This is a genomic window from Gammaproteobacteria bacterium, assembly GCA_030949385.1.
GTDB lineage: Bacteria > Pseudomonadota > Gammaproteobacteria > JAUZRS01 > JAUZRS01 > JAUZRS01.
Map to the genome: position 1 here is coordinate 93,881 of JAUZSP010000003.1, position 26,771 is coordinate 120,651.

Consider the following 26,771-nt stretch of genomic DNA (forward strand, 5'->3'; position numbering starts at 1 on the left):
AAATCAACTTAAAAAGGGAGAGATAAGGTGTCATCTACGGCCAACATGACGCTACGGAAACGATCTTGAATGCGATCCAACGCCGCTTGCTGATCCGCTTCAAAACGAATCACCAACGATGGCGTGGTATTGGAGGCGCGTACCAAACCCCAACCGTCAGCAAACTCAACCCTCAGACCGTCCAAAGTAATGATGTTAGCGTCGCTAAAATCAGCCTGCTCTGTCAGTTGCGCCATAAAACGGAAATTATCGCCTTCATTGGCAAAATGCACATTCAGCTCAGGGGTGTTCAGACTGTCGGGCAGTTGGGCAAACAGCTCCGCGCTGCTCAATTCACTCTGACTCAAAATCTCCAACAGGCGCGCCGCCGCGTAGAGGGCATCATCAAACCCGTACCAACGCTCTTTAAAAAAGATATGGCCGCTCATCTCGCCGCCCAGCAGCGCACCGGTCTCCTGAATGCGCGCTTTCATCAAGGAGTGACCGGTTTTCCACATATCCGCCACACCGCCCGCTGCCTCAATCTCGCTGGCCAAATGGCTGGAACATTTCACATCATAAACAATGCGCCCACCCGGATGACGGCTGAGCACATCGCGAGCGTAAAGCATCATCTGCCGATCCGGCCAGATCACATGGCCATCACTGTCGATCACCCCGACACGATCACCGTCACCGTCAAAGGCCAAACCCAGATCCAGCCCCTTCTCGCCCACCGCCTCAATCAACTCTTGCAGGTTTTCCAATTTGCTCGGATCGGGGTGATGATTGGGAAAGGTACCGTCAATCTCACAATGCAACTCCTCCACCTCACAGCCCAAAGCGCGCAGTAACTTAGGAGCCAGCTCACCGGCCACGCCGTTGCCACAATCCACTGCGACCTTCAGCGGGCGGCTCAAACTCACATCACTCACAATCCGTTGCAAGTAATCACCCTCAAGATCCAGCTGTCGCTGTGACCCTTGGCCTTGATGATAATCGTCCTTTTCAATCCGGTGCAGCACACGCTGAATCATCTCGCCGTGCAGTGTTTCACCGCCCATCATCATCTTCAAGCCGTTATAATCGGGTGGATTATGGCTGCCCGTGACCACAATGCCAGTACCGGTTTTAAGCTGATAAGTGGCGTAATAAAGCACAGGGGTGGGCTGCTGACCGATGTCGATCACCTCACAGCCCGTGCTCACCAAACCCTCAATCAACGCCGCCACCAAAGCGGGGCCAGAGAGACGACCGTCACGCGCCACCACCACCTGCGATAGATTTTTAGCCAAACACTCGCTGCCAAAGGCGCGGCCAATGGCACGCACCGCATCGGGAGTCAGGCTTTCCGTAACCACACCACGAATATCGTAAGCACGGAACATGGAGGCGGTAATGTTCATAATTCGGCATCCTGAGTTGGGATCAATTAAAGGGGTGTTTTTTAGGCTGGCGAATCATAACAAATTTTCTGAGAAAAACCTTTCTCCGGTTTTTTCTGACGCTGGTCTCTTTTTCAACCATCAACACTGGTTTTTTCTGCTAAAAGGTTCACTCTGACCATCTTAAGTTTCATTTAAGAAAAATTGCTCTCCAGAGTAGGACAATAAAAATGGATTTATCCAAGCTCAAAACCACACTCACTGCCTTGATTTTTATCACCCTCTTGAGCAGCCTGAACAACGTCGCTCACGCATTGGCTCTGAGTCGAGCACCCTACCTGCAGATGGCCACCCCCAACAGCATCACCGTCCGCTGGCGCACCGATCAGCTCAGCCTCGGTGAAGTCTCCTATGGTCTGACGGCCAACAACCTCAATCTAACCGCCAGCGCCTCCAACGCCTTGGCCTTGGATCACGAAGTGAGCCTCACCAACCTCAGCGCCAACAGCCGCTACTATTACAGCGTCGGCGAAAACGGTACGCCACTGGCCAGCGCCGCAGGCAGCGTGCATCATTTTGATACCCCGCCCAACAACGGCAGCAGCAAAAGCAGCCGCATCTGGGTGCTGGGGGATTCGGGCGTCAACGACGGCGGCGCACGAGCGGTGCGGGACAGCTTTTACGCCAAAGAGATCAGCGACAATCAGCAAGCCAACCTGATCTTGCTGCTGGGAGACAACGCTTACGCCAACCGCCGTTTGGGCAGCAGTGACGGCAGTGATGCCGCCTATCAAGACGCGCTGTTTTCCAAATACGAAAGCATCCTCAGCCGTGCGTCACTCTGGCCTTCCATGGGCAATCACGACGTGCGTAACGGCAACATCAGCGTCTATCGAGACATCTTTTCTCTGCCCAGCGACAGCAGCGGCACGGAGTTGTATTACTCTTTCGATTACGCCAACGTGCATTTTATCTGCCTCGACTCAATGGAAAGCAACCGCGACACCACCGGCTTGATGTACAGCTGGTTGGAGAGCGACTTGGCCACCAGCAGCGCCGACTGGATCGTCGCCTATTGGCACCATCCGCCCTACAGCAAAGGCAGCCACAACTCCGACGACCGTAGCCGCGAGGGAAAATTGGTACAGATGCGAGAAAACTTCCTGCCTCTGCTGGAGAGCTACGGCGTTGATCTGGTGCTCAGCGGCCACAGCCACTCCTACGAACGCTCCTACTTGATTGATCAACACTACGGCGACTCCAGCACCTTTAACCGCACCACCCAACTCAAAGACGGCGGCGACGGCAAACCCCTCAGCAACGGCGCGTACCTCAAAGCCGCCGGAGCCAATCAAGGCGCGGTTTATGTGGTCAGCGGCTCCTCCAGCCAGATTGATGCCGATGCGGAAACGGCCTTTATGAACGGCGACGTTCATCCGGTGATGTACCGCAGCAAAATTGAATACGGTTCGGTGATTTTAGACGTGAACGCCAATCAGATGAACGTCCAGTTTCTCAATAAAGACCATCAAGTCAGTGACCATTTTCGCATTCAAAAAGGACTGGACAGCACCCCACCGGAACTGCTGTTCGCCCAAGTCATCAACGCCAACACCGTCCAGCTCAGCCTCTCGGAAACGCCGCTCAGCGTCAGCCTCAGCCAATTTGTGATCAGTGATGGGGTCTCTGTGAACGCGGTCAATTTTAATAACAGCAGCATCACCTTAACCACCTCTACTCTGCCCAGCAATCTGCCGCTCACCTTGACCGTGGCGGGTCTGAGCGACAGCGCCGGTAATGTCATGCTGGCCAGCAGCCAGAGTCTGATCTTTGCTCAGAGCCAAAACACCCCCCCGCCGAGCCTCAATCTGCAAGCCGAGGTCAACGCCGCCAATGAAATCAGCCTCCGCTGGCAGCCGCTTAATGATCCAAATGCCTTTCTCTATCGAATCACCCGTAATGACCAGCACCTGATCAATATTCTCGCCAGTGACCTCAGCAGCAGCTACCAAGACAGCGCCCTATTGGCCAATACTGAATACCGTTATCAATTGATTGTTTTGGATGGCAACGGCACGGTTTTGGGCAGTGAGAATACGAGCGTCAGCACCGCTGATGCCGTCTCTACGGGGACAGGCACCGCACCTCCAAGCAGCACGGCTCCAACCACGACAACGGTGACAACAACATCGGGCGGTGGTGGGCTGTCGTTTTATGGCGTGTTGCTGTTTGGATTGGTTCGCCTTAAAAAAAAATCAAGCGTATTACTCTGCCTCGCCTGCCTTGCCTCTTCACCCGTCTGGAGCCACGCCGACATTCAACGCAGCCTGAACATCATCAACGAACAGATTCAACAGCAACCCAAAAACGCTCAGCTCTACCTGCAACGGGCAGAACTGCACCACCAACATCAAAATTGGTCGCTTGCCCTAAAAGACTACACAATTGTGCAGCAACTCGATGCAAACAGCGCACAACTGCCTCTGCTGCGTGGCAACACCCATCTGCACGCGGGACACTACTCACAGGCCAAAGCGGATCTCGATCAAGCCATCCAACGGCAGCCAAAAAATGCCACCGCCTATCTTTATCGAGCACGAACCTTTCGCGCGCTCAAACAAACGGATGCAGCACTGCACGATTTTGATCAAGCACTCAAACAGCAACCCAAAAGAGCGGCGTGGCATTTGGAACGAGCGGAACTGTTAATTCAAACCGGCAAAGGTAAACAGGCTCTCAAGGGGCTTGAGCGTGCCATGAGCGAAGTCGGTGCTTTGGTCGGATTTATTAAAAGGGGCGTTGATGTCGCCCAACGACAGAAAAAGTATAAACAGGCCATAGGTTATCTGGATAAATTGCCAAAGGCACTTTATCAAAGCCCATTGTGGATGTTAAAACGTGGGAAATTATTACAGCAGGATCAACAAGTTGAAGCAGCGCAACAGACCTACCAAAAAGCACTGGATAGCATTAATGCTCTGCCACCGTTTCGACAACAGGTTCGGGCGGTTCAGGAGTTGAAACAGCAGATCATGAAGGCATTAACGGATATTACACACTAAAAAAAACGCTAGGGGCGGAACATTTTCCGCCCTTGCTCCAGTCCCCACGCAAGAGCATGGGAGCTAGGGAAGTACGCTGTAGGGGCAGACCTGTGTGTCTGCCCTTTGTTTGAAAGGCATAGATTTACAAGCACACCTTTGGTTTAAAAACACCATTAATTTGAAAGGGCGCACACATAGGTGCGCCCCTACTGTACCTCAACGTCGCCGCTTCGGCGCTCCACCCTTACTCCGAGCCGGACGAGGAAAACTACGACCTGCTTCTAAACGACTGACACCCCCGCCACGATTGCCAGAACGCGCGCCACTTTTAGCCGTACGACCACTGGATCGCTGACCTTGTGGGGCTTTTTTCACCATCGGACGTTTTCTCGCGCCCTCTTGTGATGTCCCTGTGCCTGCCGGTTGCCAACTGGGAATCAGATGTTTTTTGCCATTGCCAATCAAATCGGCGCGCCCCATCGCTTTGAGCTCTTCACGCAACAGAGGCCAGTTTTCCGCATCGTGGTAGCGCAGCAAAGCTTTGTGCAGACGGCGCTGGCGCAACCCTTTGGCCACACTGAGTTTTTCCGCCCCCTGACGAGTGACTTTTTTCAGAGGATTAATGCCGGTGTGAAACATGGTGCTGGCCAAAGCCATTGGGGTGGCCAAAAACGACTGCACCTGATCAGGACGGAATTCATTCTCTTTTAACCACAGCGCCAAATTTAGCATGTCCTCATCGGAGGTCCCTGGGTGCGCAGCAATAAAATAAGGGATCAGATACTGCTTTTTACCCGCCTCTTTGGAGTAGCGTTCAAACAGCTCTTTAAAACGATCATAAGAGCCGATGCCGGGTTTCATCATCTTCGACAGCGGCCCTTGCTCGGTGTGCTCTGGGGCAATTTTCAGATAACCGCCCACATGATGGGTCACCAACTCTTTGACGTATTCGGGATCTTTGATCGCCAGATCGTAACGCAAGCCGGAGGCAATAAAGACCCGCTTGATGCCACTCAGATTACGCACTTTGCGATAGAGTTTAATCAGCGGCGTGTGATCGGTATTTAAATTGTCGCAGATGCCAGGATAGACACAGGAGAGGCGGCGGCAAGAGGCTTCGATCTTTTCGCTTTTGCACTGCAAACGGTACATGTTCGCCGTCGGGCCCACCGAGATCGGAAATGTTGCCGGTAAATCCTGGGGTGTTATCACGGATCGCTTCCACTTCACGCACCACCGACGCTTCCGAACGGCTTTGAATAATGCGCCCTTCGTGTTCGGTGATGGAGCAAAAAGTACAGCCGCCAAAACAGCCGCGCATGATATTGACCGAAAAACGAATCATCTCCCACGCAGGGTTTTTCGCCTTGCCGTAAACCGGATGCGGCACCCGCGCGTAAGGCAGCTCAAAAACCGCATCGAACTCCTCCATCGTCAGCGGAATCGGCGGCGGATTAAGCCACACTTCCCGCTTGCCATGCTGTTGCACCATCGCGCGGGCGTTGCCAGGGTTGGTCTCCAGATGAAAAATACGCGACGCATGAGCGTAGAGCAGTTTGTCCTTGACCACTTGATCGTACGAGGGCAAACGCACCACACTGCGCGACCGATCCATTTTACGCGGGCGCTGATGAAAAGTGACCACGGTGCTGTTGGCGGCCAAACCCTCTACCTGTGCCGCTTGCGTTGGGCGCTGATCGCAGGGCGGCTCTTTGGCGTACGGGTTGGGAATGATCGCCGGTTGAGCGGGGTCATCGTCCAACAAAGAAGAGTCGATCTCACTCCACTCTTCCGGCACCGCCGCCCGCATAAAGGCCGTACCGCGCAGGTCGGTGATCTCACTGATTTTTTCCCCCGCCGCCAAACGATGCGCCAAATCCACCACCGCCCGTTCGGCGTTGCCGTAGATGAGCATATCCGCTTTGGAATCCGGCAAAATGGAACGCCGAACCTTCTCAGACCAGTAATCAAAATGAGCAATGCGGCGCAAGCTGGCCTCGATGCCACCGATTACCACCGGCACCTTTTTATAGGCTTCCCGCGCCCGCTGCGAGTAAACCACCACCGAACGGTCAGGGCGTTTGCCACCCTCGCCATCGGCGGTGTACGCGTCATTGGAGCGAATGCGACGATCGGCGGTGTAGCGATTGACCATCGAATCCATATTACCGGCGGTGATGCCAAAAAAGAGGTTTGGCCGACCCAAAGCCTGAAAATCGTCCACCGAACGCCAATCCGGTTGAGCCAAAATACCGACCCGAAAGCCTTGCTCTTCCAACAGGCGACCGATCAACGCCATGCCAAAACTGGGGTGATCCACATACGCATCGCCCGTAACGATGATGATGTCGCAACTGTCCCAGCCCAGTTGATCCATCTCCGCCCTCGACATGGGTAAAAAGGGTGCTGTTCCAAAACGTTTTGCCCAATAGGGGCGATGGGAGAAGATGTTTTTAGCCGCGTGCATGATAAATAACCGATCAAAAGGGTCGGCTATTATAGCGACAGTTACGCCAACGTGCTTGCCTGCCGCAGCAGAATCAGCCTTGTGGTCTGTCCCAGAAGAAGTGTTAGTGGTTTTTTATTACTCTATTTAATTGATATTAAACACTAAATCAACTTTTTTTTTGATAAAAACACGGACGTTTTTTATTAATTCGTTGAACAGTGGTATGGTGCAGCCCAATTATCAATCAAAAACAGAATGGAGTTGCAGCATGGATAAGTCGATCAACGTCTTTGGCGAGAAACTGGATCTCTGTGGTGACAACCCAAGCACCGGATATTACCGCGACGACCATTGCAACACTTGCAAAGAGGACGTTGGCTCCCACACCGTCTGCATCCAAGCCTCCCGAGCGTTTTTAGACTACTCAAAATCCAAGGGCAATGACTTATCTACCCCGATGCCCGAGTATAATTTTAGCGGTTTAAGACCGGGCGACAGTTGGTGTTTGTGCGCAGCGAGATGGCTGGAAGCCGAAAAGAGCAATATGGCACCTCGGGTTCACTTAACCCGAACGCACATCAAAGCGCTGGAGATCATCCCCATCGCTCTGCTGAAAAAATACGCAGCTGATTTGAATTAATCGCTCATCACGGCAATAACAATTTCAGCTTTGCCAAGCCTGCCAACAGCAGATCAACCTGCTCAAAAGTATGTTCTGCCGACAACGTCACCCGCAAACGCGCGCTGCCCTCCGGCACCGTGGGGGGACGAATCGCCGTAACCAAAAAACCCAATTTTTCCAGCTCACTGCTGATCTGCATCGCCTTCTCACTGGAGCCGATCAACAACGGCTGAATCGGCGTAGTTGAGTTCATCAATGGCAACTCCAATCGCTGCACCCCAAGACGAAAATGGGCAATCAACTCCGTCAGTTTCTCCCGTCGCCAGCCCTCTTGCTTTAGTAAACGCAAACTCACCCGCGCCGCCTCCGCCAGTGCAGGCGGTGTCGCCGTAGTATAAATATAGCTGCGCGCCTGCTGAATCAGAGTTTCAATCAACTCCTCAGAACCGGCCACAAAAGCCCCAAAACAGCCCACCGCTTTGCCCAAAGTGGCCATCAAAATCGGCACCTGCTCTTCATCCAGTCCAGCCTGCTGCAAAGAACCTGCACCCGTCTCACCCAACACCCCAAAACCGTGCGCGTCATCCACCATCAACCACGCCCCCTGTTGCTGACAGACCTTGGCTAAGGGTTTCAAAGAAGCCTGATCGCCATCCATGCTAAACACGCCATCGGTCAGTACCAAACGCCGACCTTGTGGGCGCGCCAGCAATTTTTTCTCCAACCCCGTTACATCGTTGTGCGGATAACGCATCAGGCGCGCCCCACTGAGCAGACCGCCATCCAGCAAAGAAGCGTGATTAAGACGATCCTCAAAGGCCGCATCGCCGCGCCCCAATAAGGCCGAGATCAGCCCCAAATTAGCCATGTAACCACTGGAAAACAGCAACGCCCGCGCACGACCGGTAAACGCCGCTAACTCCTGCTCCAAGGCTTCGTGCGCCGTGGAGTGGCCACTGACCAGATGCGCCGAACCACTGCCCACGCCCCAACGCTGCACCCCATCGCTAAAGGCTTTTTTTATTTCAGGGTGATTGGCCAAACCAAGGTAATCGTTGCTACAAAAGTTGAGCAGTGAACGGCTGTCCACCAGCACGTGAGGGCTTTGTGGGGAGTCAATTAGTTTGCGACGACGGTAGAGCTGCTGCTCTTGACGCGCCGCCAAAGCGGAGGCTAAAGACCTGCTTCATACGGAAGCAGCGGACTCCACTTTTTCCGGTTGGGAGGTACAGCTGGTGGGGGTCAGTTCCGTCTCATCGCCATTAATACCCAGACGTTGAAACAACTGCTGATCACGCACCGCTTCGGGGTTTTCGGTGGTGAGCAATTTCTCACCGTAAAAAATCGAATTGGCACCGGCAAAATAACAGCTCGCTTGCATCTCATCGCTCATGTCACTGCGCCCCGCTGAGAGACGCACATAGGATTTGGGCATCAAAATACGCGCCACCGCAATGGTTCGAATAAACTCCAAGGGATCAAGGGCTGCGGTCTCCTGCAACGGCGTACCTTCCACCCGCACCAACAAATTAATCGGCACAGACTCGGGATGGCTGGGCATATTGGCCAACTGCATCAGCAGACCAGCACGATCTGCCGCGCTCTCACCCATGCCAACAATGCCGCCCGAACAGACGTTAATGTCCTGATCCCGCACATGCTGCAAGGTATCGAGGCGATCTTGATAGGTGCGGGTGGTGATGATCTGGCCGTAAAATTCCGGCGAGGTGTCCAAATTGTGGTTGTAATAATCCAACCCCGCCTGTTTCAAACGCCCTGCCTGACGGTCGGTCAACATGCCCAAGGTGACACAGGTTTCCATGCCCTCGGCTTTGACCGCCGTGATCATCTCCGCCACCACGTCCAGATTTTTATCCGTCGGGTTACGCCACGCCGCACCCATGCAGAATCGGCTAGAACCGTTGGCCTTGGCCAAACGTGCCGCTTCCAGCACTTCGTTCAGTGGCAGCAATTTCTCCCTTCCCAGCCCAGTGTCGTAATGGGTGCTCTGTGGACAGTAGGCACAATCTTCTGGACAAGCTCCGGTTTTGATCGACAACAAAGTGCTCACTTGCACTTTATTATGATCAAAATTTCTGCGATGCAGTGTGTGAGCTTGAAAAAGAAGATCGTTAAAGGGTTGATTAAACAAGGCTTGGACTTCGGCCAAAGCCCAGTCGTTACGCAAAGAGTCGTTCATGATTGAGTCTGTTCTCGGGAGGCATTGAGGTTGACGTCGTCCCAGACATCACGGTTGATTTTGCGAATGTCCATAATCGCCATAGGTAAGACGTAAGAGGCGGAAACCGCCCAAAAAACCAAATAATAGAAAATACCAGTAGGAAAAAAGGTAGCCACCACCACCAACAACGCGGCAGTGGCATAAAAACTGTGTGCGGCTTTTTGGGTGTATTCACCGACTTTTTCATTGGGATGATGACGATTGATGGCGTACAACACAATCGAACCACCAAACCACAAAACAAAAAAAGGCAACGGAATCAGCATTGCGAGAATATTGCCATAACTGAACCATTTGGCGGCTGACTTGCAAGAGCTACCGGTAATCACATTTTCAGTGGCCATTTCACTTACCCTTTCAAAAAACACGGCTATCCAAGCCACAATGCCTAGATGATAAAGCCCACTCACCCACTGTCAACTGAAAAAGAAGCACACAAGGCCACTTTATGGCAACGTCTGCTCGATAAAATCTACCCCCAGCACTGTCTGTTGTGCCGTGCGCCAAGCCAAAACATGAGCCTCTGCTCAGGCTGTCAAAATGACCTGCCCAGCAATCACAACGCCTGTTGGCGCTGCGCACAACCACTGGAAGGTGCCGCACAACACAGCGCCTTGATCTGCGCGCACTGCTTAAAAAAGCCTCTGGCCATCGACCGCTGCATCGTCCCGTTTCGCTACCACAGTCCCATTGATTTCATGATCAAGCAGCTCAAATTTCAGCAAAAATTGGTTTACGCCCCTCTCATTGCCGAGCTGATGTTACCTGCCCTAAAACAAGAAACCGACCTACCCCAACTGATTTTGCCCGTACCGCTGCACAGCGCCCGCCTGCAACAGCGTGGCTTTAATCAATCGCAAGAGATCGCACTGCATCTGGCCAAACGGTTAAACCTGACCTGTCGTTACGATCTGCTAACACGACGGACAAACACCCGCTCACAAACCGAGCTGACGGCCAAGCTGCGGCAAAAAAACATCAAGGGAGCCTTTCAGGTGAGAAAAACCATCCCAGCCAAACGAGTCGCCCTGATAGACGACGTTATGACCAGTGGCGCAACGGCCAACGAACTGGCCAAAACAGTGAAACAAGCGGGGGTGGAGGAGGTGCAGTTGTGGGCGTTTGCGCGCGCAGGAGCGCCCTTAAGGCAAAGCTAAACGCCGTTCAAATAAAATGTACACCGAAGCTTCACTCTCCCTCAAAGCCTGCTCAATCTGCTGTTTGCCTTTTTTAGCGTAACCGTTCTCCAACAGACTGCGATAAAAACGGCTGTAAAAGGCATCCGGCTCCACCACCACCTTCAGCAATAAACTAACCGCGTTAGAATCACGCGCCTGTGCATAATCAATCTTCAGCTCTTCATCGGGAGCCAAACGAGTGTCGTACTGCTCGCCGGAGAGATCCAACTCCAATTTCCAGCCGATGGGGTATTGTAAAAAAGTCGCTGCAATCTCACTGCCTTTGGCATCCAACTGCACCCCTTGCAGATAAATTTTGGGAGTCACATAAGTGGGAAAATTATGCCCTGTGCCGCTGTTTTTCAGATAAAACTGCGCTGAAATGTTGCCACCCTGCAAATTAGGCTGACGAATCTCAATGGTGATGCCGTTGCGAGTCATCTCAGCATCATGAATGCCTTTCCAAACATGACGACGATCTGGCATATGGCAGCTCTGGCAACTTTTCTGCTGCTCCGCAAAAGGGCTGGCCAACCACTCTTGATAGGTGTTCTCCAATAACTTGCCGTTAATGGCAAAACCCGTCTCTTGATCAAACTGATGACAAGCCGCACAAAAGGCCGAATCTTCAAAAGCCGCTTGTGAATTCCAGCCGCCATGAGGCAGCTGTTTTTTCTCATCAGGAGTGGGTATAGAGCCATCTTGACGCGGCGGACCAAACCACCTGCCCTCGCGCAAATGACAACCTGCACAGATCAGCCCTTGCGTATGCAGCCCCTCATTTTTTCCTGTCCTCAAACTGACAACGAGACTCTCTGCTTGCTCTTTAAGAGGCGCATGGCAACGCAGACAGGCTTGCTGGCTCTCTCGGTCGGTGGCTGCCATCTCCATTAACTGCCCCATTAAACCTGGGCTCATCGCCTTACTGTGCAGACTGCCAGACCAATCTTTAAATTGCTGCACATGGCAACTGCCGCACGTTTGGGGCAACAAAGAACGCATTAAAGAAGATACCTTATCAGGAGCTGAGCCTTGAGCAAGCAACGGACGCTGCCAATGACGGTCTAAAAAAATTTGAATATCAGCAGAAGGTACTGCAAAGAGACTGTTTGAAAAAAGAAGGGGGAAAATAAAAAAAATTACTTTTTTAAGCATAAAAACCACATCCAAAAGAGCGGCCTCCTTGCCGCATCACTCTCAGCTAAAAACCGATCAGGGTTTCATAGCATCGGGATTGCATGGGTTGTGCATTTTTTTCATCATATCAGGGTTGTGATGATGATCATTTTTATGCTTATGATCTTTTTTCATATCACAATTTTTATGTTCAGCATCCATTTTATGATGCTCCATCTTGCCATGCCCCATCTTGTCATGATCCATTTTTTTCATGGTATCGGCACTGTGATCGCACTTCTTTTTGGTCGCACCAAGGTTACAAGGATTTTTATGCTCCATTTTGTTCGTTGAACAAGGGTTAGCAGGACTCATGTGGTGCTCGGCACTGACTGGGGCAACCATCAACAACCAGCTACTAAAAAACAGTCCGGTAACAACAGATAAAGAAAGTTTCATCGATTTTTCCTCCGAGCCAACGGGCTCTTTTTTTAAGATTAAACTGCAACAAAGGCAATGTAAGTACAACATTCCTATCAAGTAAAAGCAAGCTGACCCAGCCTGCTGTGTGCCAGCTTTAATACAAACAAATCTGAGCTTTGGTGTGACCCGACAACAGAGGTTAAGTTTTACTCAACGCCAAAAAAGTAATGTGCAACCAGACCAATGAAGATCAACAAACCAAACCAGTGATTGTTCAAAAAGGCGTGAATACAGAGCTGCGGCACTCTCTCGCGTACCATCCACTGTTGATAAACAAACAGACCGGCTCCCAAAACAAGCGCCAAGTAATAATACCAACTCAACTCCAGTTGGCTGCCCACCAGCAGCAACGTCAGCAGCGTCAACAGCTGAAGGCTCGCCACCACCACCCGATCCATCTCACCAAACAAAATCGCCGTAGACTTGACCCCAATCTTCAAATCCTCCTCCCGATCCGCCATCGCGTAGAAGGTGTCGTAAGCCAACGTCCAGAGCAGGGTGGCCAGATAGAGCAACCACGTTACTTGGGTTAACTCCCCCGTTTGCGCCATAAACGCCATCGGAATAGCCCACGCAAAGGCCGCCCCCAACACCACTTGCGGCAGATGGGTGTACCGCTTAGCAAAGGGATAGATCGCCGTGAGTAAAACCGCACCAAACGAGAGCAGCACCGTGTTCCAATCCAGCAACAACACCAGCCCAAACGCCAACAAAGACAAGACCCCAAACACCCACAACGCCTCTTTAGGAGAGACTCGACCGGCCACAATCGGCCTCTGTTCGGTGCGTTTTACATGGGCATCCACATTGCGATCGGCATAATCGTTAATCGCACAGCCCGCCGAACGCATCAGCACCGTACCGCCAACAAACACCGCCAACACCAACAGATCTGGCACTCCTTCTGCTGCAATCCAGAGCGCCCACAAGGTCGGCCACAGCAACAAATAGATGCCAATGGGGCGGTGCAAACGCACCAACAGCGCGTATTGATGCAGACGATCGGCTAAAAAAGTGACCTGAAAACGGGAAAAAAAGGAGTTTCTCAACGGTGAAGTCATGCGTTTCTCAATCTAAATTGCTACAGTAGCGCCACAAATTTTACCTGAGGCAGAAAAATGAAAAAACATTATGACCTGATTGCCATCGGTGGTGGTAGCGGTGGTTTATCCGTCGCCGAACGCGCCGCTCATTACGGCATGAAATGCGCCGTGGTCGAAGTCAATAACGACCTTGGCGGTACCTGCGTCAATCGCGGCTGCGTCCCGAAAAAAGTGATGTGGCACGCCGCCTCGCTGGCGCACAGCCTCGCCGATGCCGCCGATTACGGCTTTGCCGTCGAGCAAAAAGGCTTTGACTGGAACACCTTGGTGGCCAAGCGCGATGCGTATATCCAAGGCATCAACGACTGGTACATCAACTACCTGCAAGATTCGAAGATTGAGCATATTCAGGGCTTTGCTCGGTTTGTCGATCAACACACCCTTGAAGTGGACGGCGAACAGTACAGCGCCGATCACATCGTCATCGCTCCGGGCGGCAAACCCGACGCGCCCGAAATTCCAGGTGCCGAGCTGGGCATCACCTCCGACGGCTTTTTTGAGCTGCAAACACAGCCCAAACGGGTCGCCATCATTGGCTCCGGTTACATCGCCGTAGAGCTGGCAGGGCTGCTGCAAGCCCTCGGCAGCGACGTGAATCTGCTGCTGCGCAAAGAACATCTGCTGGGTAATTTTGATGCCATGCTGCGCGACACCTTAATGGAAAGCATGTTGGATGACGGGGTTAACATTCTGCCCCGCTGCCAAGCCACCGAGCTAAAACAGCAGGACAATGGCCAGATCACCTTAGTCAGCGATCACAACATGGAGTTGAAAGATTTGGATGCGGTGATCTGGGCCATCGGTCGCAGCCCTGCGCTGGAGGGGCTTAATTTAGAAGAGATCGGGGTACCACTGGATCACTGGGGCTACATCACCACCGATAAATACCAAAACACTCGCCTTGATGGCATCTACGCGCTGGGGGATGTCACCGGTCAAGCTCAGCTCACCCCCGTGGCCATCGCTGCCGCTCGTCGTTTGGCTGATCGTCTGTTTGATGGCAAAGAAAATCGTCATCTGAGTTACGACAACATCGCCAGTGTCATTTTTAGCCATCCACCCATCGGCACCGTCGGCCTCAGTGAAGAAGATGCCCGCGAAGAACACGGCAAAGCGGTCAAGGTCTACCAGACCCGTTTCACCTCTATGTATCACGCCCTCACCGAACACAAAGTACCCACTGCGATGAAGCTGATCACCGTGGGTGCCGAGGAAAAAGTCATCGGCTGCCACATCATCGGGCCGGGCGCAGACGAGATGCTACAAGGGTTTGCCGTCGCCATTCGCATGGGAGCCACCAAAGCAGATCTGGATGATACGGTTGCCATTCACCCCACCAGCTCTGAAGAGTTGGTTACCTTGCGCTAACGCTCGCACAAAATACAACACTGGGCGTAAAACAAAACATCAACGGCAAGCTGATTTTATTATCACTTGCCGTTTTTTTCTGCCTAAAAAATGTCTACTGGATCATAAAATCCACGCAAAACAGCCATTAAGACCAATTTTGTGATCCGCTTATCACTCAAAACGTGAAGGCGTTCCAATCCCTTTCATAAAAGGGCGCTATTCTAGCTAACAACAACACAGAGTTAACAAACTCTATCTAAAACAACATTTTGAGGATTCAATCATGCAACAGAGCAGCGTTATTACCCTGATCATCAGCGGTTTCATTTTATTCACCATCACCGTTCGCGTTTCCATCGCCATGATGCTGGACACGGGTATCTTTTAAGTGATGCACATGGAAGTGATGAAAAACCGCTACGGTTTATTACTGCACCCTAAACCCACCACGGCACATTGACTCTTTATCAGATCATTTGCCGTTTTTTTATCTTCAAAAAATCACCTGCGTCACTTGTCTCTCTTTTTCAGCTCTGCTTTACTCAAACAACAAAATCAGCCTTAACTCAACACGTACTCATTACTCACAACACCAAAATACCCTTAAAAAATGGCCAGCAAAAAAATAAACAGCGAATATCTGCGCAGAACCAATAAAGCCATCAAGTACATCATTGACAATCCCATGATCACCCCCACGGCTCAATGCCGTTATGATGCCTCAATCGAGGTGGAAGAGAGCACCAAGATCTTAGACCCCTTTCTAAAGCAGACCATCCCCGCAGGCACATACGCCGTCGCTTATTACAAAGGCGACGGTGACAAAGTCAGCAATTTCTATATGGAACTGTATTCAAACTGGCTGCCCAGCAGTGGTTTTGAACCCGACGATTATCCACCCGTGGCTCATTATTTGAACGACTCCAGAAAAGCCGGTTTTGTTGAAATGGAAGTCTGCATCAAACTAAAAGAGCTGCAACACCCGCCCAAATAAAATAGACGCTGTCAATCGTTTTCTCATCTCCCCCTCCTTGGGCGCAATCATTGCTCTGCATCTTTTTCATTCTCTTTTATGAAATCAATGCACGGGCATCCACATGAAACACTCTCTCTTTTGGCGACTCTTTATCCCCATTCTGGCACTCTGTCTACTGAGTTTTGTGGCCATCAGCGTTTACGTCCCCCGTGCCATGCAGCAGTTTGAAGAGCAGATCGCCTTAGATCAAGCACTGCAAATAGCACAACAGTTCAAAACTATTCGCGCCTACTACACCAAAAACGTGGTCGCTAAAGTGATCAAAAATGGCCATTTTAAAGCCTCAATTAAGCATAAAAACGAAACCAACAGCATCCCGCTGCCCGCCACCCTGATTCACGACCTCAGCGATTTATTGCAAAACAACGGCACCACCATTCGACTCTATTCCGCCTACCCCTTTCCCAATCGAACAGACCGCCTTCTGGACAATTTCGAAGAAGACGCTTGGCAAGCACTCAGTAAAACACCCACAACGCCCTTTGTGCGCACCGAGCAGCACCAAGGAAAAACCAGCGTCCGAGTTGGCATTGCTGATGTGATGATCAACGAGACCTGCGTCAATTGCCATAACAACCGCCTCGACACCCCCAAAGACGACTGGCAACTGGGTGAGATGCGCGGCGTACTGGAGATCATTACCCCCATCGACAAACAACTGCTGATCGCCAGCGGTATCAGCAACGGTTTTATGATCGCGCTGGCGCTGTTGGGGCTGCTGCTCGGGGTGTCGCTCTATTTTATTTTCCAGCGCACCATTGGCAAACGCCTTAATCAAGTGATTACCGCACTGGATGAAATAGCTCAAGGAGAGGGCGACCTAAGCCAACGACTGGATGAAAAAGGCAAACACGAAGTCGCACAAATTGGCCATGCGTTTAACCAAGTCATGCAGAAATTCAGCGCCATTGTCTCCGAGGTGATCGTGGTCACGGGCGAACTCTCTCACCTGTCACAATCGTTAAGCTCCGCCAATCAAAAGTCGAGTCAGCGAGTCATTGATCAAGACCGAGAAACCGGCAGCGTCACCACCTCGGCAGGCGCATTGGAAATCTCTGCCCGTGACATCGTGCGTCATGCCGAAAAAGCCTCCGATACCACCCAACAAACCACGCGAAACACCGAACAGGGCGAGCAGATCGTACAGAACAGCATGCAATCCACTCAGCAGCTCTCCAATCACATTGGTGAAGCTGTGAACTCCCTTACCCGCCTACAAACGGACGTGGATGAAATCAGTGAAGTCTTAGATGTCATTCGCAGCATCGCCGACCAAACAAACCTGTTGGCACTCAATGCCGCCATCGAAGCAGCGCGCGCCAGCGAACAGGGACGCGGCTTTGCGGTAGTGGCCGATGAGGTGCGTGTTTTGGCCTCTCGCACCCAAGCCTCAACACAAAAAATTCAAGGCATGACCGAGCGCCTACACACCACCACAGAAGAGGTGGTCAGCGCCATGAAACAGAGCCAACAGCAAGCCAAAGCAACCCTACACCTCTCCAGCAAAGTGGGTGGACAACTGCGTCAAATAACCCACTCGGTCAACTCCGTGCGCAACATGAACTTACAAATCGCCTCTGCCGCCAAACAACAGGAGCAGACCATCGGCAGCGTCAACCAAAATCTAACCGGCATCAGCGCCACCTCGCGCGCCGCCGCTCAAGCAGGGGAGCACAGCAGCAATCAGGTGCAACAGGTAGAACAACTGGCCAGTCGCCTACTGAGTTTGACCCAGCAGTTTAAAGTTTAGCGTCGTAGGAAAAAATGGCTCATCATTAAAAAACACAGCCAACTTTCGCGAGCTTGTGCAATATCAACGGTAAAAATGAACCCCAAGCGAAGGTGTAATGCTCTTCACAACAGCATCTTGCTCTAATCCAGAGTGACGAAAGGCCAATTCCAAGGCAATGCCCACACCTTTTACCTCGAACTCCCAGCCTGCACCTAGGTAGACATGATAACCCTCCAGATCAGCAGCAGAGCCGTTGTGATTCAAACGAGCGTAGCCCACACCCAGACGAGAAAATAGATTATCGGCAATATCACGATGATAATATTTCCCCTCCAGACCAAAGGTAATCAATTTCACCTCATTACCCAGCCTTGCATCCTGAGCACCCTTCACTTTAGCCGAACCCAGCAAAGGGTTAAGCGCCAGACCCAAAGAATAACGGCGCGGCTCTTCCCACCAAAGGTTGATCGTATTGCTCAAACCTTGATACGTGCTTTCACTGCCATCCTTAAGCGTAATCTGATGGGAAGCAAAATGCTCACGCGCCCGAAACTTAAACTCCCCCGCTGCGGCCTGCCCAATCAACAAAAAAACAAACAAACCGGCAATGCGGCTAAGTGTTGATTTTTGCATAATTTTTTCCTTTAACTTCAGACAAATCTTACCCCTAAGAACAGACACAATACACCTTTGCCCTAGCACAAGCGTTGTAAAACAGTGAGCCAACCTCGGTTCACGGTTTCAAATCCATGCCACAGAAACGAAAATTTTCTGCCCTAGCAGCTCGTGTGGTCAGTCTTTTATCAGCCCACTTAGGTTATTAACTTTATTAGCAGATACAAATTAACGCTGAGCAGAAAGGACAGGCTGCGCGGCATCACCAACAACATGAGGCAAACATGCAACACAACAAAGGACTGGTACGGCGTTTTTACGAAGAGATGTGGAACCACTGGGATTTTCAACTCACCAATGAGCTGCTGAATGATGAGTTTATTTTACACGGCTCCACTGGGCTCTATAAAACCGGACGACAAGGCTTCATTGACTACGCCGACACCGTACACCGTGTTTTTCCCGACTTTCACAGCGCCATTGACGATCTGATTGCCGAAGAGAACAAAGTGGTTGCCCGCCTCTCTTTCAGTGGCACTCAGCAGAAAGAACTGTTTGGCAAAGCCGCCGATGGCCGCCGTGTCTATTACGACGGCTTGGCCATTTTCACCTTTGAAAAAGAAAAAATCAGCGAGTTATGGTTGATCAGTGACCTGTATAACTTAATGATGCAGGTCAAATCCAAGTATGGCTGAAATGCCTACACAATCACTTTGAGCGCTGCAACCAACTGCCCCAACGCCTGACCACGATGACTCAGGCCATTTTTCACCTCAGGGTCTAATAACGCCGAAGCCATACCGTGCGTTGGCACAAAGAAAAGGGTGTCGTAACCAAAACCGTTATCACCCTCTTCCTGATGCAAAATTTGCCCTTCCCACGCCCCTTCTGCAATGATCGGCGAAGGATCGTCGGCGTGTTTCAAATAGACAATCACCGCCCGAAAACGCGCCGTGCGCTGCTCATCAGGCACCTCTTTCAAAGCATCTAACAACTTGGCGTTGTTGTCATGATCGCTGGCACCGACACCGGCGTAACGAGCCGAATAGATCCCCGGCGCACCATTCAGTGCATCCACCTCAATGCCCGAATCATCGGCAATCGCAGGCAGCCCCGTGTGGGCAGCGGCATTACGCGCCTTAATAATCGCGTTTTCCACAAAGGTCAAACCGGTCTCATCCGCTTCCGGCACGGCAAAATCCGACTGCGGACGAATCCCAAAACCCAAACCACTCAACATGGCGGATAACTCACGAACTTTTCCAGGGTTGCCCGTTGCTAATACAATACTTTTCACTGTTTCTGCTCCAATACGTCGTTCTGTTTCTGCATCAACCCTTTGAAATGCCCCGCAGAAAAAAGCCAAATTATACACGGCTGGACAATGCCACGTCGCCTGAGTGAAACTCATTCATCTATACTTATGAGATTGTTCGCCACCGCCTCTTGCACATTCTGGAGTTACCTTATGTTAAAAAGCATGACCGCCTACGCCCGCCAACAGCAGCAAGCCACTTGGGGCAGCTTGATCTGGGAGCTGCGATCTGTGAATCACCGTTATCTGGAAATCACGCTCCGTCTGCCCGAAGAGCTTCGAGAATTGGAACCACAGCTGCGTGAACAGGTTGGCAAACGCCTCAAGCGAGGCAAAGTGGAATGCAATCTGCGCTTTAAAGCCAATGAAGAACTCAGCGACACCCTGCAAGTAAATGAGGCTGCTGCCAAAGCACTGCTGCACGCCTGCCATCAACTGGAAGGTCAGATGATGAACGCCGCTCGCCTCAACCCGCTGGAGATATTGAACTGGCCTGGGATAATCAAACCACAAGCAACCGACTTAAGAGCCGTTAAAAATGCCACTCTGGATCTGCTCAGCGTCAGCCTTGATGATCTGATCGCCACCCGTGAGAGAGAAGGTGAACGCATTGACGCCATGCTGCAAAGTCGTCACCGCCTAATCGCCGAACTGAGCCAACGCATCGCCATGCAACGACCTGCGATTCAAGAAAAAATGCGTAACAAACTGCGCTCGCGCTTTAATGAATTAAACCTTGAACCGGATAACGGGCGCTTAGAACAAGAGCTGGTCTACTTGGCGCAGAAACAGGACATCGACGAAGAGCTGGATCGCCTCAACGCCCATCTAAAAGAAGTCGATGAAGTCTTGCAACGTCAGGAACCTGTAGGCCGTCGCCTCGACTTTCTAATGCAGGAGCTCAATCGTGAAGCCAATACTCTGGGAGCCAAAGCCAGCGATGTAGACACCAGTGGCGCATCCGTGGAGCTGAAAGTATTGATCGAACAGATGCGGGAACAGATCCAAAACGTCGAATAGCCTCTTCAACCTCCAAAAGCAGCCACAAATAGATCTAAAATCTTTTTTCAATCTATTTTAGAAAATAAGTAAAAAAGAACTTGCTAATATTAGTTATTACTAATATACTCCATTTCATCGTTTAGGCAGGCACCGCCAACACCCTAAACAAACTCTTTTTTACTTTTTAGATTATTAAACTTTTGGAAATTAACCTAATGAAAACATTGAAAATTATCGCTGCTGCTGCTCTGTTGACCGCCTCTGCTGCTTCTCACGCTTGGTTCGGTCCTTTTGCTGACAACAGCAACTACAACAACAGTAATGGTAACGGTTCTACACAAACTGCTGGTAACGGCACCGGTTCTTTCGGTTTCAGCATGAACGCGTCTGCTAAAGCAGACGCCGATACCAAAGGCAACATGGACAGCACCGGTAACAGCACCGACACCAACGGTAACGACGCTGGAAATGGCACCGGAAACGGTTCTGCTAACGGTTCCGGTTCTTTCGGTTTCAACATGAACGCGTCTGCTAAAGGCAACAGCGACGTGGCCGCCAAAACCGACACAGCTTCTACCGTAGCCGCTGTTGAGCCTGCTGCTGCTCCCGTAGTTGCTGCTCCTGCGGCTAAGTAAGACCCAGAAACCTACGTTTCTAGAAACCCCCGCTTGAGCTGTGCTCAGCGGGGGTTTTTTTGTGCCCAATGAACTGTCTTCCACCACAGAAACACTTTACCTTACAAGCCTCAAGCATAAAACAATCGTTCTATTTCAAGCACAAAATGACGGGTAAGAGAAATGTGCGAACGCCACCAGCATCATGCCCTAAGTCATTGCCCCTTTTTTAAGTCAGGTTTATCTTCAATGAGTCAACCAGCAGCACTGAAAATTCTGATTATCGACGACAGTCCCGAAGATCGTTGGGTCTATCAACGCTACCTCAAACAGCATCCACAACACCGTTACCACATCATTGAAACCGGCCTAGGACATGAGGGAGTTCACTTAGCCGAAAGCGAACAACCCGATTGCATTTTACTCGATTATCACTTACCCGATCTCAACGGTCTTGAAATCTTAGCCCAACTTTCACGGAAAAAAATCTCTTCTGCTGTGATTATGCTCACCGGTCAATCGCAGCAAGATCGAGATATTCTTGCCCTTAAAGCCGGTGCTTCAGACTACTTAGCCAAAGAAAAACTCAACAGCCAAATTCTCCATCGCGTTATTCGCTACGCCATTGAACGCAAAGGTACCGAACGCAAACTACAGCGTCTCAATGACGAAAAAAACCACCTACTCGGCATGGTTGCTCATGATCTACGCAACCCTCTGACCTCCATTCGCGGTTTCAGTGAACTGATTCTTGAGGAGCAAACCACCAGTCGAGAAGAGATGTGTGAACTGCTCACCATCATTCACAACCTCAGCGAAGAGATGTTATTGACTCTGCACAACCTACTCGATGTTTCCAGAATCGACAGCGGTAAATTTGACGTCAAGCTTGAAAAAAACAACCTCTCAGAACTGCTGCATTATCGCATTCGATTGAGCAGCATCACCGCCAAACGCAAAAACATCCAACTCATCGACCAAACACCCGATCACCTTTACGCCCTCTTTGACCCAGAGCGACTCAATCAGGTGGTGGATAATTTTCTCAATAACGCCATCAAATATTCACCCACTGACTCACAGATAACAATCAACGCCAAAGAAACCAAGATGGGAGTTGAAGTTTCAGTAACAGACCAAGGCCCAGGCATTCCAAAAGCGGAACTGGATCACATTTTTGCAACTTTCCACACTTTAGGTAGCAGCACTCCGATGAATGGTGAAACCAGTTCTGGATTAGGACTTGCCATCGCAAAAAAAATCATTGATGCTCATCAAGGTGAAATTGGGGTTAGAAATTCCGAGCAAGGTGGCAGTGAATTTTACTTTAAAATCCCAATAAACAGCCTGTTTGAACAACAGGCCAAAACAAGACTCAGCCATAAAAGTTAAGGGAGGAACCATGTTGATAAAAAAGCAATATTCTCTCTACCTTTTACACAGACCAGTCCAGCAGTGAAGACCTTGGAGGTCAAAATTTGGATTCCACCAACAATCGTTATCCTACTGTTGTTAACTATTACCTATCTGTTTATTAATAGCCAACCAACCAACCCAAAAATACACCTACACATACTCCAAAGCCTGCATATCCTAGAACATTTAGAACCCAACCTAAATCGTGATCTCTTATTGGCAAGAGAGGGGCTATTGAACAACTATGACCGTCTAGGCCATACCATTAAAAACATGTTAAACCAACTAAAAATCATCAAACAGCTCAGCACTCAAGTACCAAAAAAACTGGAACACAATATAACACCCACCATCAAACACCTTGAAAAGACCCTAAAGAAATCAATCCATATCATCTTAGACTTTCAAGTCATAGCCCAGCTCAAACAGAAACTCACCCTCAACCTATTGAATAAATTAAAAAAAATAAGCGTAAACCCAAACAGATCTAATGATAATATAAAAATAATCAACCTCCTAAACAACCTTTTTGGATTTTTATTAACCCATAAAAAAAGTGATTTAGACAGTGCCCATGAACAGTTACAGCTACTCAGAGAAAACAACAATCAAAACAACCAGAAAATAATAAAACAGAGTGATAACTTATTACAACAAATTAAAAACATCAACAATCACATAAATAAAATTGATTCTTTAGCTATATCAGCCAGCTTGGATATTCTAGAAAACACCTACATTTACGACAACAACAACATCAATAGTGCCGCTTACACCTATAGAAGCCTACTTTATCTGACCAGCCTAGGCTTGCTTGCCTACTTACTGTTACTGTTGCTGCAACTGCGCTACGGATCAATAAAAATAAAGGAGATCAACAAATCCTTAGCCCTAGAGATCAATGAGAGAAAAAGTGCAGAAAAATCGCAACGAATCTATATGGATCAGTTAAAACAGAGCAATAAAGAGCTGGATGATTTCACCTATATCGCCTCTCACGACCTGAAAGATCCACTGCGAGGAATCAATAACTACGCCACCTTCTTAATCGAAGATTGTCATGAAAAACTGAATCATGAAAACCGAAAAAATTTAGAGTCAATCAAACGCCTATCACAAAGAATGAGTCAACTTATCGAAGATTTACGTGACTGTTCACGAGTTGATTATATGGAATTGGCTTTTGGGGTTCATGACCTTTACAGCCCTTTAAATGAAGTTTTAGAAGCTTTGGAATATAATATTGATGAAAACAACATCAGCATTCAAGTACCACAGCGTTTACCCATTATTCATTGTGATCGCATTCGAATAAAAGAGATCTTTCACAATCTGGTTACCAATGCAATAAAATACAACGATAAATCACTAAAGTGGATTGAAATTGGCTGCAAATTTTATTCAGAAAAACAACACAAACGCTACCAACAACGCCAATGCGTTGAAGGCACGGTATTTTATGTCAAAGACAATGGCATCGGTATTCAAAAGAATCATTGGAACAGCGTCTACCAGATCTTCAAGCGCCTACATGGCCGAGAACAATACGGTGGTGGCACTGGGGTGGGCTTAACCATTGTTAAAAAACTGGTACAACGTCACCAAGGAAAAATTTGGATCGAATCAACCCTCAACGAGGGCACAACCTTCTATTTCACCTTAGATAAGATGGAACCCGAAGCTAAAAAAAAGGCCTTATTAGAAGGCTAACAACAATGTCACCTTATAAAAAATGGCTTATAGACCATGGGGACATAAAAACCACTTAAAACACAGGGATAGGAAAAACCATGAGTGAAAAAGTCAAAGTACTGCTCGTCGATGATGAGTCACACATCCGAATTTTCATGCGTAAGGTATTACAATCAATGAATTGCGATGTCATCGCTGAGGCCGCCGACGGCAATGAAGCCATCAGCATGTACCGTCGTTACAAACCCAACATCACCTTGATGGACATCAATATGCGCATTATGAACGGTGCCAAAGCCCTAAAAATAATTGTGCAAGAAGACCCCTCTGCCTTGGTCATTATGCTGACCTCACTGCACTCAATGGAAAAAGTCAATGAATGCCTCTCTTCTGGGGCATCCAATTATTTGCGCAAAGACCTGCCCATTAAAGAGATAAAACAGCAAATCATTCATACCTGGCACTCCCACAACAACAAAATAAAGCACTAACCAACATGAGCAAAAAATACAATCTTCAAGACGTTCGGCGTGACATTGCCCAAGACCAAGCCATCGCTGAACAGCCTGACAAAACAGGTACCACGGTTGAATTAGACCACGATCAAATTCAAAAGCTGGTAGCGCTTAATAAAAAACAGAACGCTGTAAAAAAACATGGACATTCGTAATCCCAACTTCATCAGAAGCATTGCCAAGAAAAAAAATCCTCTCTATAGAGAACATCAATCGTTTAAGAAAGCGCTATGGCGAGGGTGATCACCGAATTTTAAACATCAATGATTACCATGTTCTGCAACACATCATCAATAAACGTCTGATCTCAGCAGATGATGCCGGTACCTTATGGGCCGATGGGTTTAACACCACCTGGATGAACCCGCTTGAAACTCTATTTCAAGAAAAAACATTATCCCGCCTGCCTGAAAAATTTTGTCGTAAACACAACCTCATTCTTGTCTATCAATTTGGTGGCCGCATCACCGCTGCAATGGCCAACCCCTTTGATAAAAAAGTCATCCAGCAAGCCGAAAAAATCACCCAGTGTAGAATCAGCCCAATTTGTGCCTTTTTAGAAGACGTACAAGATGCGATCACCTTACATTTTAGTAATTTTGAAACACTGCATGAACTCAATGAACAGAGTAAGTTGGAGTTATCACACGAATCACAACTCAACGAGCTAACTCAAAAAGAGTGGTTCAAAATTATTGAACATCAAGAGACTCAAGCCCTACTCAAAACCCTGCTGCTACTGGCCGTACGCGAAAACTCCAGCGACATTCATCTTGAGCCCTTTACCGATGAAGTTAAGGTGCGTTTCCGCATTGATGGGGTGCTGCACCAACGGGTCAACCCCTCTAGCATTGTCTATCGTTTATTATCAGCACGCATCAAACACCTGTGCAAAATGAACCCATTAGAAACAGACAAACCTCAAGATGGCAGCATGACTCTGCCGTTGTATCGAAACTTTATGGAATTTCGCGTCTCTTGTCTGCCCATGGTGCATGGTGAAAAAATTGTCATTCGTATTTTAACTCGTAGATGCGGTGCCGATCTGGTTAACCTTAAAGACCAACAACTCTCAAAACCGATCTACAAAGCACTCAAAGAAGCCATTCAAGCTCCCAATGGGTTGATTTTATTGGCTGGCCCTTCCAGCTGTGATAAAAAAGACACTCTATTTTCAGCGCTGCAAACCCTCAACTTAAACACCCTAAATGTCTGTAGCATTGAAGACCCTGTGCAATACCGACTGCCGAACATCAATCAACTGCAAGTCAACAACGCCACCGGCATTAATTACAGCAGCGCCTTGCATCATATTTTACAACAAGACCCTGATATTGTTTTAATTGAACAAATCAAAGACGTCGAAACAGCGCGCCTCGCCACCCAAGCCGCCCTAGCAGACCACCTGATTTTAGCCACCATTCCTGCTGGGGATGCCATCAGTGCGCTCAAACACTTGATAGAAATGGGGGTTGAACCTTTTATGGTCAGCTCATCGGTCAATATCGTCATCGCCCAACGTCAAGTGCGCCGACTGTGCAAACAGTGCAAAACAACCTACAATCCAACCATAAATGAGGTCAGTAAATACTTTATTCCAGACAACAAACCAATCATTTTTTATCAAGGCAGCGGTTGCAACAGCTGCAATCAAACCGGCTACAAAGGCCGCATCGCCCTGCATGAGATGTTGCTGGTTACCAAAGAGATTCGTGATTTAGTCACCCGCAATGAATCCATCGAAACCATTTATCAAGCCGCGATGCAAAACAATTATCAGCCGATACGGTACGATGGTTTAAAAAAAGTATTGCGAGGTTTAACCAGTATTGAAGAGCTGGAGCGCGTCACCTCCAGCTTGGATTAACCAAACAAAGACACAA

23 protein-coding genes and 1 pseudogene are annotated in these 26,771 nt (G+C 49.5%); 14 read left to right on the forward strand and 10 right to left on the reverse strand.

Annotation, left to right across the window (positions count from 1 at the left end; translation table 11 throughout):
* Positions 1-8: 8 nt before the first annotated feature.
* Positions 9-1,385 carry a phosphomannomutase/phosphoglucomutase gene (locus tag Q9O24_04100; protein ID MDQ7074335.1) on the reverse strand — a complete coding sequence of 459 codons (1,377 nt, stop codon included), beginning with the start codon at positions 1,383-1,385 and terminating at the stop codon, positions 9-11.
* A gap of 209 nt (positions 1,386-1,594) precedes the next feature.
* On the opposite strand from Q9O24_04100, the gene Q9O24_04105 reads away from it, so the two are divergent.
* Positions 1,595-4,426, forward strand: coding sequence for a metallophosphoesterase (locus tag Q9O24_04105; protein ID MDQ7074336.1), 2,832 nt, complete (start codon positions 1,595-1,597; stop codon positions 4,424-4,426).
* A gap of 198 nt (positions 4,427-4,624) precedes the next feature.
* Here the strand turns inward: Q9O24_04105 and Q9O24_04110 are convergent.
* Positions 4,625-6,875, reverse strand: a pseudogene (locus Q9O24_04110) (YgiQ family radical SAM protein).
* 250 nt (positions 6,876-7,125) lie between these two features.
* Here Q9O24_04110 and Q9O24_04115 point away from each other — a divergent pair.
* Complete coding sequence (locus Q9O24_04115) at positions 7,126-7,497, forward strand: DUF2237 domain-containing protein (GenBank protein MDQ7074337.1); 372 nt, start codon at positions 7,126-7,128, stop codon at positions 7,495-7,497.
* Between the two features lie 7 nt (positions 7,498-7,504).
* On the opposite strand, the gene bioF is transcribed toward Q9O24_04115, so the two are convergent.
* From bioF to Q9O24_04130, 3 genes are read right to left on the reverse strand one after another with little or no spacing between them, the layout of a single operon-like run.
* Positions 7,505-8,644: an 8-amino-7-oxononanoate synthase gene (bioF, locus tag Q9O24_04120; protein ID MDQ7074338.1), complete on the reverse strand. Its 1,140-nt coding sequence runs from the start codon at positions 8,642-8,644 to the stop codon at positions 7,505-7,507.
* Positions 8,645-8,665: 21 nt separating this feature from the next.
* Complete coding sequence (bioB, locus tag Q9O24_04125; protein MDQ7074339.1) at positions 8,666-9,679, reverse strand: biotin synthase BioB; 1,014 nt, start codon at positions 9,677-9,679, stop codon at positions 8,666-8,668.
* Entirely contained in the window at positions 9,676-10,065 is a 390-nt protein-coding gene (locus Q9O24_04130; protein ID MDQ7074340.1) for a hypothetical protein, read from the reverse strand. The genes bioB and Q9O24_04130 overlap by 4 nt, the downstream gene beginning before the upstream one ends.
* A 48-nt stretch (positions 10,066-10,113) precedes the next feature.
* Here Q9O24_04130 and Q9O24_04135 point away from each other — a divergent pair, with 48 nt between their 5' ends.
* On the forward strand, positions 10,114-10,878 hold the full coding sequence (locus Q9O24_04135; GenBank protein ID MDQ7074341.1) for a ComF family protein: 765 nt from the start codon (positions 10,114-10,116) through the stop codon (positions 10,876-10,878).
* Here Q9O24_04135 and Q9O24_04140 read toward each other — a convergent pair.
* The 3 genes from Q9O24_04140 to ubiA all read right to left on the reverse strand — a co-directional run bounded on the left by Q9O24_04140 (position 10,864) and on the right by ubiA (position 13,559).
* A complete protein-coding gene (locus Q9O24_04140; GenBank protein MDQ7074342.1) occupies positions 10,864-12,054 on the reverse strand; it encodes a multiheme c-type cytochrome in 1,191 nt (396 codons plus the stop codon). The genes Q9O24_04135 and Q9O24_04140 overlap by 15 nt on opposite strands.
* Positions 12,055-12,111: 57 nt before the next feature.
* Positions 12,112-12,474 (reverse strand): hypothetical protein, encoded by a 363-nt coding sequence (locus Q9O24_04145; protein ID MDQ7074343.1) that lies wholly within the window; start codon positions 12,472-12,474, stop codon positions 12,112-12,114.
* A gap of 170 nt (positions 12,475-12,644) precedes the next feature.
* Positions 12,645-13,559, reverse strand: a complete 915-nt coding sequence (gene ubiA / locus Q9O24_04150; GenBank protein ID MDQ7074344.1) for a 4-hydroxybenzoate octaprenyltransferase — start codon at positions 13,557-13,559, stop codon at positions 12,645-12,647.
* Between the two features lie 57 nt (positions 13,560-13,616).
* Here ubiA and gorA point away from each other — a divergent pair, with 57 nt between their 5' ends.
* The 3 genes from gorA (at position 13,617) to Q9O24_04165 (ending at position 17,737) form a co-directional block, all read left to right on the forward strand.
* Complete coding sequence (gene gorA / locus Q9O24_04155) at positions 13,617-14,969, forward strand: glutathione-disulfide reductase (protein ID MDQ7074345.1); 1,353 nt, start codon at positions 13,617-13,619, stop codon at positions 14,967-14,969.
* A 592-nt stretch (positions 14,970-15,561) separates the two neighbouring features.
* A complete protein-coding gene (locus tag Q9O24_04160; GenBank protein ID MDQ7074346.1) occupies positions 15,562-15,945 on the forward strand; it encodes a GyrI-like domain-containing protein in 384 nt (127 codons plus the stop codon).
* A 103-nt stretch (positions 15,946-16,048) separates the two neighbouring features.
* Positions 16,049-17,737 carry a methyl-accepting chemotaxis protein gene (locus Q9O24_04165; GenBank protein MDQ7074347.1) on the forward strand — a complete coding sequence of 563 codons (1,689 nt, stop codon included), beginning with the start codon at positions 16,049-16,051 and terminating at the stop codon, positions 17,735-17,737.
* Positions 17,738-17,800: 63 nt separating this feature from the next.
* Here the strand turns inward: Q9O24_04165 and Q9O24_04170 are convergent, their stop codons facing one another.
* The gene (locus Q9O24_04170; GenBank protein ID MDQ7074348.1) at positions 17,801-18,352 is read right to left on the reverse strand and encodes a hypothetical protein; all 552 of its coding nucleotides are present in this window, start codon (positions 18,350-18,352) and stop codon (positions 17,801-17,803) included.
* A 266-nt stretch (positions 18,353-18,618) separates the two neighbouring features.
* Between Q9O24_04170 and Q9O24_04175 the strand changes: the two genes are divergently transcribed.
* A complete protein-coding gene (locus tag Q9O24_04175) occupies positions 18,619-19,029 on the forward strand; it encodes an ester cyclase (protein ID MDQ7074349.1) in 411 nt (136 codons plus the stop codon).
* Between the two features lie 5 nt (positions 19,030-19,034).
* Here the strand turns inward: Q9O24_04175 and rdgB are convergent, their stop codons facing one another.
* Complete coding sequence (gene rdgB, locus Q9O24_04180; protein MDQ7074350.1) at positions 19,035-19,631, reverse strand: RdgB/HAM1 family non-canonical purine NTP pyrophosphatase; 597 nt, start codon at positions 19,629-19,631, stop codon at positions 19,035-19,037.
* Between the two features lie 171 nt (positions 19,632-19,802).
* Between rdgB and Q9O24_04185 the strand changes: the two genes are divergently transcribed.
* The 7 genes from Q9O24_04185 (at position 19,803) to Q9O24_04215 (ending at position 26,755) form a co-directional block, all read left to right on the forward strand.
* Positions 19,803-20,669, forward strand: coding sequence for a YicC/YloC family endoribonuclease (locus Q9O24_04185; protein MDQ7074351.1), 867 nt, complete (start codon positions 19,803-19,805; stop codon positions 20,667-20,669).
* A gap of 197 nt (positions 20,670-20,866) precedes the next feature.
* Positions 20,867-21,286 carry a hypothetical protein gene (locus Q9O24_04190; GenBank protein ID MDQ7074352.1) on the forward strand — a complete coding sequence of 140 codons (420 nt, stop codon included), beginning with the start codon at positions 20,867-20,869 and terminating at the stop codon, positions 21,284-21,286.
* A 228-nt stretch (positions 21,287-21,514) separates the two neighbouring features.
* A complete protein-coding gene (locus Q9O24_04195) occupies positions 21,515-22,657 on the forward strand; it encodes a hybrid sensor histidine kinase/response regulator (protein ID MDQ7074353.1) in 1,143 nt (380 codons plus the stop codon).
* A 63-nt stretch (positions 22,658-22,720) separates the two neighbouring features.
* Positions 22,721-24,391, forward strand: a complete 1,671-nt coding sequence (locus tag Q9O24_04200) for an ATP-binding protein (GenBank protein ID MDQ7074354.1) — start codon at positions 22,721-22,723, stop codon at positions 24,389-24,391.
* 80 nt (positions 24,392-24,471) lie between these two features.
* The gene (locus Q9O24_04205; GenBank protein MDQ7074355.1) at positions 24,472-24,864 is read left to right on the forward strand and encodes a response regulator transcription factor; all 393 of its coding nucleotides are present in this window, start codon (positions 24,472-24,474) and stop codon (positions 24,862-24,864) included.
* 5 nt (positions 24,865-24,869) lie between these two features.
* Positions 24,870-25,043, forward strand: a complete 174-nt coding sequence (locus Q9O24_04210) for a hypothetical protein (protein MDQ7074356.1) — start codon at positions 24,870-24,872, stop codon at positions 25,041-25,043.
* Positions 25,044-25,063: 20 nt separating this feature from the next.
* Positions 25,064-26,755 carry a GspE/PulE family protein gene (locus Q9O24_04215; GenBank protein MDQ7074357.1) on the forward strand — a complete coding sequence of 564 codons (1,692 nt, stop codon included), beginning with the start codon at positions 25,064-25,066 and terminating at the stop codon, positions 26,753-26,755.
* Positions 26,756-26,771 lie beyond the last annotated feature (16 nt).

Bases quoted from the DNA above. Each gene is read 5' to 3' on its own strand.
- Q9O24_04100 (MDQ7074335.1), bottom strand. From the start codon at position 1,385: ATGAACATTACCGCCTCCATGTTCCGTGCTTACGATATTCGTGGTGTG.
- Q9O24_04105 (MDQ7074336.1), top strand. From the start codon at position 1,595: ATGGATTTATCCAAGCTCAAAACCACACTCACTGCCTTGATTTTTATC.
- Q9O24_04115 (MDQ7074337.1), top strand. From the start codon at position 7,126: ATGGATAAGTCGATCAACGTCTTTGGCGAGAAACTGGATCTCTGTGGT.
- bioB (MDQ7074339.1), bottom strand. From the start codon at position 9,679: ATGAACGACTCTTTGCGTAACGACTGGGCTTTGGCCGAAGTCCAAGCC.
- Q9O24_04130 (MDQ7074340.1), bottom strand. From the start codon at position 10,065: ATGGCCACTGAAAATGTGATTACCGGTAGCTCTTGCAAGTCAGCCGCC.
- Q9O24_04135 (MDQ7074341.1), top strand. From the start codon at position 10,114: ATGATAAAGCCCACTCACCCACTGTCAACTGAAAAAGAAGCACACAAG.
- Q9O24_04140 (MDQ7074342.1), bottom strand. From the start codon at position 12,054: ATGCTTAAAAAAGTAATTTTTTTTATTTTCCCCCTTCTTTTTTCAAAC.
- Q9O24_04145 (MDQ7074343.1), bottom strand. From the start codon at position 12,474: ATGAAACTTTCTTTATCTGTTGTTACCGGACTGTTTTTTAGTAGCTGG.
- ubiA (MDQ7074344.1), bottom strand. From the start codon at position 13,559: ATGACTTCACCGTTGAGAAACTCCTTTTTTTCCCGTTTTCAGGTCACT.
- gorA (MDQ7074345.1), top strand. From the start codon at position 13,617: ATGAAAAAACATTATGACCTGATTGCCATCGGTGGTGGTAGCGGTGGT.
- Q9O24_04160 (MDQ7074346.1), top strand. From the start codon at position 15,562: ATGGCCAGCAAAAAAATAAACAGCGAATATCTGCGCAGAACCAATAAA.
- Q9O24_04165 (MDQ7074347.1), top strand. From the start codon at position 16,049: ATGAAACACTCTCTCTTTTGGCGACTCTTTATCCCCATTCTGGCACTC.
- Q9O24_04170 (MDQ7074348.1), bottom strand. From the start codon at position 18,352: ATGCAAAAATCAACACTTAGCCGCATTGCCGGTTTGTTTGTTTTTTTG.
- Q9O24_04175 (MDQ7074349.1), top strand. From the start codon at position 18,619: ATGCAACACAACAAAGGACTGGTACGGCGTTTTTACGAAGAGATGTGG.
- Q9O24_04185 (MDQ7074351.1), top strand. From the start codon at position 19,803: ATGTTAAAAAGCATGACCGCCTACGCCCGCCAACAGCAGCAAGCCACT.
- Q9O24_04190 (MDQ7074352.1), top strand. From the start codon at position 20,867: ATGAAAACATTGAAAATTATCGCTGCTGCTGCTCTGTTGACCGCCTCT.
- Q9O24_04195 (MDQ7074353.1), top strand. From the start codon at position 21,515: ATGAGTCAACCAGCAGCACTGAAAATTCTGATTATCGACGACAGTCCC.
- Q9O24_04205 (MDQ7074355.1), top strand. From the start codon at position 24,472: ATGAGTGAAAAAGTCAAAGTACTGCTCGTCGATGATGAGTCACACATC.
- Q9O24_04210 (MDQ7074356.1), top strand. From the start codon at position 24,870: ATGAGCAAAAAATACAATCTTCAAGACGTTCGGCGTGACATTGCCCAA.